This is a genomic window from Isoptericola haloaureus, from assembly GCF_036689775.1.
In the GTDB taxonomy this organism is placed as follows: Bacteria; Actinomycetota; Actinomycetes; order Actinomycetales; family Cellulomonadaceae; genus Isoptericola; species Isoptericola haloaureus.
Window position 1 is genome coordinate 1 of the sequence record NZ_JBAGLP010000077.1, and the last position, 415, is coordinate 415.

1 protein-coding gene is annotated in these 415 nt (G+C 57.8%); it reads left to right on the top strand.

Annotation, left to right across the window (positions count from 1 at the left end; all coding sequences use genetic code 11):
* Window positions 1–131: 131 nt before the first annotated feature.
* Window positions 132–415, top strand: a 284-nt coding sequence (locus tag V5O49_RS00250) for a hypothetical protein (protein ID WP_332900463.1), incomplete at its 3' end; no start/stop codon positions are given.

The following is a 415-nucleotide window of genomic DNA, read 5'->3' on the forward strand; positions in this document are numbered from 1 at the left end:
CGGTTCGCAGAGCGGACTGGACAGGGCGGATCGGTTCGGGGAAGGGTGACGGGTAGCCCCGGCCGGTGTCGGGACGGGTTGTTCCGGTCTTGGTGGGTGTGTGTCGGTTGTTCGGGAACTGAACAGTGGTCGTGATGGTCGATGCCAAATCGATACTGACCAGACCTAACTATCAAGCTGAGCTAGCTGTTCAAACTAGTCTAAAGGAATCGATAAAGGTTCAATATTTGGCGTTGATTCTGAAGTACATTGTTGAGTTCTCGGACAACCGTCACACACCATCCAACACCGGAACAACCCGTCCCGACCTCGTCCGGGGCAACCCTTCAACCTTACCCGAACCGATCCGCCCTGTCCAGTCCGCTCTGCGAACCGTGGGCGACCTGCTCGAGGTCCAGCCCCTCCCGAATCCGGG